This window comes from Nocardia sp. (genome assembly GCF_025465275.1).
In the GTDB taxonomy this organism is placed as follows: Bacteria; Actinomycetota; Actinomycetes; order Mycobacteriales; family Mycobacteriaceae; genus Nocardia.
Genome location: NZ_JAODNK010000121.1, coordinates 1 through 4,606, shown reverse-complemented (window position 1 = coordinate 4,606; position 4,606 = coordinate 1). Strand labels below are relative to the sequence as shown.

Sequence of the window (4,606 nt, the reverse complement as noted above, 5' to 3'; positions counted from 1 at the left end):
GCCGCCTCCACCGGACCGGGCCCCCGCTCCGACGATAAGCCGCCAGCGACCACAACAACAGTGCCCCATAGATTTCCGCAGATCAGAGCGCTGGAACTCCTACGCGATCAGTTTGTTCACAGGCACTCAGAGTTGAGATCGTCGGGGTTTCCGAGTGTTCCCCCGCCTGGGGATCCCATAACGAAAACGCGGGGTCGGGGCGCGCCGGCCGCACGTGAAGTTCCGAGTCGGGCGTTGAGACCATGCAGTATCGCGAGGCGACTCAGATAGCTGATCGCCAGGTCCCGCTCCACGTGTTCGGATGTCTCTTCCCGGAACTTGGCTGCGATGATTCCCGCGGTGAAGAGCACCGCGTCGTAGGATTCCACCGGGAGTTTTAGGCCGAGGTCGGCAGCCTCGCTCATCGATGACAGGTCTGCTGGGACGAACGTCAGTCGGGTTGCCGGGGCGTCGCGAAATGTTCGTCCAATCACGGTGACATCGGCGCCGCGCGTCAATGCCTGCTTGGCGATGGCTCGTCCGAGGCCATTTGTTCCACCGATGATGGCGATTTTCTTCGTCGAGAGGTTGAGTCGCTCGATTGAAGTCGGTCGTATGGTCACGCTCGGGTCGCGAACTCCTTTCATGGAAGTTTTGTGCTTCCTGGGAGTTTCGGAAGCCCTGGACGTGAGGTTCTGTGATGCGTTCACTTGAATTTCCTTTCTCGTGCGGCGACTGAACCGGATCTTTCGGCGGCTGCGCACAATGAACGACAGCAGACGGTGTTTCCGGACGGATAGATCGCAAGATCGAATGCAGACGGTGGGTGGGCTCGTAGTCGGCGCTGATATTGAACAAGTCAATCCCGAGCCGGTCGGCCAAAACAGCCTCCGCCACAGTCTCTCGGATGACCACGTCGCCCCTCGACCTGACGTCCGGGCTTCTCAAGGCTGAAATGTCGATTGCTACGCGTCGATGGGCGTGAGCACGAAGACGGGCATGGTCCTGGCGGTCTTCTTCTGATACTCGGCGTAGTCCGGCCAGGCCGCGACAGCACGCTCGAACCAAACCGCATACTCGTCGCCGTGGACCTCCCTGGCCTGGTAGTCCCTTTTGACCGGGCCGTCCTGAAGTTCCACGTGCGGATTCGCGTTCAGGTTGTAGTACCAGACGGGGTGCCTGGGCGCGCCGCCCAGCGACGCGACCACGGCGTACTCGCCGTCGTGCTCGACGCGCATTAGCGGTGTCTTGCGCAGCTTTCCGGTCTTGGCGCCTACCGACGTCAGCACGATCACGGGTTCACCCGCGGGATGCGCTGTGCCCTCGGTACCGCCGGAGCGCTCGTAAAGGTCCACCTGATCGCGGGCAAGATCGAACGTGCTCGGCTCATACTTCCCGGTGAGAGGCATCTCTCCACCATCCAATCGTGTCGGTTGACTTGACTCCCGCAGTGCGTTGCCGCGCGTCCACGGTGATAAACGGACTATACCCCGCCTTGCATCCCGGCGGTAGGGCGAACCCGTGAACCAGCCCGACATCTGGGGGGACCGCTGGCCGAGCGCGCCGATGCCGTCCGCAACCGGCCTCACCTGCTGACCATGGCCCTCGCCGGGTACGGCTACCTCTAGCTAACGCCGTGAGGCGTGCGCTACTTCGGCGGTTTGCCACCAGGCCACGCACCTGGACCCTCCACGGTCAACAGAACCGCTCAGGATCTGTGCCTCCTTTGATTTCTTCGTATTGCTAGGCATCTTTACTCAAGCCTCAGGAGGGCGGGCAAAGAAGGCATAGATCGATGGAGTAGTTTCCGAATGGCAGATCAGGCATTCCCGCTTACAGCAACTCAGCAGGCCGTTTGGTTTGTCGCAACAATTCGATCCGGACATGTCATTCGATATTGCTTGATATTTGAGGTTCTGGTGGCGACACGACACGTGGAAACGGCGGCGACAGTCTGGTCCTCGGCGCAAATCGACGTCAGGGCGTGGTAGCAGGGAGCGAACCCAAGATTGCAACACTCCGTTGGATCGCGGTCGGCGTCAGTTTTCCGTAGCCAAGCAGTATGCGCCGCCGATCCGAGTAGAGGTCTGTCCAGACAACGCTGTAACTCGGGTTGTTTGAGTTCTCGTCGCCCGGCGGTGGGTCGGCCGTCGAAGGTGATGTCGAAGTGCCCGTTGGCAAACTGATCGACTAGCAGTTGTGAGGTTGTGAGCTGCGGGAATCGTTGTGGGGCTGTTGCGTTGGCTGTTGTCGGCTTATCGTCAAATCGGGGACGATGCCGGGAGGCGGCGATGGTGTCGTGGCATGAGGAACTCACTCGACGTGAAGGCGAGGCCACCGAAGAGGTCGAACGGTTGCGGAGCCAGATCGCGGAGCTGACCGCGCAGTTGGCCGTGGTCGAACAGCGCTTGGCCCGGTTGGTCATCACGCGGGAAACGATGAGCGCGATCTTGTCCGAGACCGGGGTCGAGGACGCCGAGCCGGAGCCGGACGGACAGCCTGACGAGAACGATGACAGCACAGAATATATTGTGCCGCAAACGGTTTCTCCGATCGGGGCCGTGCTGGTGCCGCCACGGTTGGAGGGCATGGACATCGGGGTGCTCCCGCGCGATTACGAGGAGATCATGGCGGTGCTCGCCGAAGCCGAACACGGAATGCGAGCCGGACAGGTCGCGACCGAGCTGGGCGTCGCGACCACCGAACGCTCACAGGTGGAAGGACTGCGCTCCAAGCTCAAGCGCCTGGTCGCGCGAGGCTGGGCCGAACAAGCCGCGTCGGGAGTATTCATGATCGCGAACAACGGTGCGCGGCAGGGTGATTGACGACGGGCCAGCGTTGTGGCCAGCGGTTATGTCCTCGACGTGGAGGGTGGCCCTCGCGTGGAGCGGAACCTGGTGGTAGCACTCGGATTACCACAAACCTTCGGCTCCACAAGGTCCCGCCATGTCGTTCTACTCCCCAACGCCCAGTTTTGGCATCCCCAACCCCGGAAATCGGTGTTCCTGCCTCGCGTGTCGGTTCGGGCACGGCGCCCGCCGTCCGGTCCGCGCCCGCCACTACACCTCCGACATCACCGACGCGCAATGGCAAGTACTCGCACCGCTGCTGCCGTGGCCGGCCTGGCTCGACGGCGCCGGAGGCCGACCCGAGGAGTACTGCCGCCGCCAAATCCTTGATGGCATCTTCTATCTCGCCGACAACGGCTGCAAATGGGGCAACATCCCGGCCGACCTGCCACCCTGGCACGCGGTCTACGACGCGTTCAGCCGCTGGTGGAACAGCGGCGATCTCGACGCGGTCCACACCGATCTGCGTGAACAACTCCGTCGTGCCGAAGAACGCGAGCCCGAGCCGACCGCGGCGGTCATCGATTCCCAATCGATCCGGGCCGCCGAGACCGTCGGCCGCGACAGCCGCGGCTGGGACGCGGGCAAGAAAGTGGCAGGTCGTAAACGCCACATCGTCGTGGACACCCTTGGATTGCTACTGGTCGTGCTGGTCACCGGCGCGAACACCCAGGACCGCGACGGCGCCCGGCCCGCGCTGATCAGGCTACGGGCGGTATTCGACACGATCAGCTTGGTATGGGCCGACGGATCCTACACGGGCGCGCTGGTCGAGTGGGCGAAATCGGTTCTGGCGCTGAGGATTCAGATCGTCAAGCGCTCCGGCTCCGCGGCCGGGTTCGAGGTGATCCCACGCCGATGGGTGGTCGAGCGCACCCTGTCCTGGATCTGCCGGCGCCGCCGCTGTGTCCGCGACTACGAACGGCTACCCGAACACCACGAAGCCATGGTGAAAGTCGCCATGATCATGCTCATGTCCCACCGACTGGCCAGACATCGAGAATGCGCAGTTGGCTAACGCGTACGAAGGCATTCAACGCCGCTTTCCACAGGGTGATCCAGCGTTTCTGGCCGTCGCCGGTGGGATCGAGGGCCAGGACCGCGAGGTAGACGCATTTCAGGGCGGCTTGCTCGTTGGGGAAATGACCGCGGGCGCGGACTGCTCGGCGGATGCGGGCATTGACCGACTCGATGGCATTGGTGGAGCAGATGACGCGTCGGATCTCGGCGTCGAACGCCAGGAACGGGGTGAACTCGGTCCACAAGTTCTCCCAAAGCCGAACGATCGCTGGATATTTCGCGCCCCAGACCTCGGCGAACTCGTAGAACCGTTCCAGCGCCGCGGCCTCGGTGGGTGCGGTGTAGACCGGCTTCAACGCGTTGGCGATCGCCGCCCAATCCTGACGACCGACATAGGCGAACGACGCCCGCAGCAAGTGGACAATGCAGGTTTGGACCACCGCGGCCGGCCAGGCCTGCCCGATCGCCTCCGGCAGACCCTTCAACCCGTCGCAGACGAGCGTGCAAACATCCTCGACACCACGGTTTTTGAGCTCGGTGAAGGTCTGCAACCAGAACTTCGCGCCCTCAGCTTGAGATTTAACCTCCGTTGACGTGCCGGGCGGTCGGTCTCACGTTGGGTGAAGCCCTTGGCTGATGATTCTTCTTGCAACAGAACGAATCTCAGACCAAGGACTTCGATGTTCAGTGTGCATGATCCCGGCTCCGCGGGTGCGCTCGAGGAGCTTGCGATGTTTCGTGAGGACTTCTATTTCTGC

The 4,606-nt window shown here is 62.6% G+C and carries 4 protein-coding genes and 1 pseudogene; 2 read left to right on the top strand and 3 right to left on the bottom strand.

The genetic code is table 11. The features are described 5' to 3' along the window. Positions 1 to 116 precede the first annotated feature (116 nt). Together JWN03_RS26930 and JWN03_RS26925 are read right to left on the bottom strand one after the other, a co-directional pair. Positions 117 to 602, bottom strand: coding sequence for an SDR family NAD(P)-dependent oxidoreductase (locus JWN03_RS26930; protein WP_297620815.1), 486 nt, complete (start codon positions 600 to 602; stop codon positions 117 to 119). 342 nt (positions 603 to 944) lie between these two features. Further along, positions 945 to 1,388, bottom strand: coding sequence for a nitroreductase family deazaflavin-dependent oxidoreductase (locus JWN03_RS26925; RefSeq protein ID WP_297620812.1), 444 nt, complete (start codon positions 1,386 to 1,388; stop codon positions 945 to 947). Positions 1,389 to 2,270: 882 nt separating this feature from the next. Here JWN03_RS26925 and JWN03_RS26920 point away from each other — a divergent pair. Then, on the top strand, positions 2,271 to 2,804 hold the full coding sequence (locus JWN03_RS26920; RefSeq protein ID WP_297620809.1) for a hypothetical protein: 534 nt from the start codon (positions 2,271 to 2,273) through the stop codon (positions 2,802 to 2,804). 121 nt (positions 2,805 to 2,925) lie between these two features. Then, positions 2,926 to 3,846 carry an IS5 family transposase gene (locus JWN03_RS26915; protein ID WP_297620806.1) on the top strand — a complete coding sequence of 307 codons (921 nt, stop codon included), beginning with the start codon at positions 2,926 to 2,928 and terminating at the stop codon, positions 3,844 to 3,846. Here the strand turns inward: JWN03_RS26915 and JWN03_RS26910 are convergent. After that, a pseudogene (locus JWN03_RS26910) lies at positions 3,800 to 4,417 on the bottom strand (IS256 family transposase); the annotation flags it as partial. The gene JWN03_RS26915 and the pseudogene JWN03_RS26910 sit on opposite strands and share 47 nt — an antisense overlap. Between the last annotated feature and the right edge of the window lie 189 nt (positions 4,418 to 4,606).

What these genes read in the sequence shown, in the direction of transcription:
- JWN03_RS26920 (WP_297620809.1), top strand. Translation starts at nt 2,271, where the DNA reads ATGGTGTCGTGGCATGAGGAACTCACTCGACGTGAAGGCGAGGCCACC.
- JWN03_RS26915 (WP_297620806.1), top strand. Translation starts at nt 2,926, where the DNA reads ATGTCGTTCTACTCCCCAACGCCCAGTTTTGGCATCCCCAACCCCGGA.
- JWN03_RS26925 (WP_297620812.1), bottom strand. Translation starts at nt 1,388, where the DNA reads ATGCCTCTCACCGGGAAGTATGAGCCGAGCACGTTCGATCTTGCCCGC.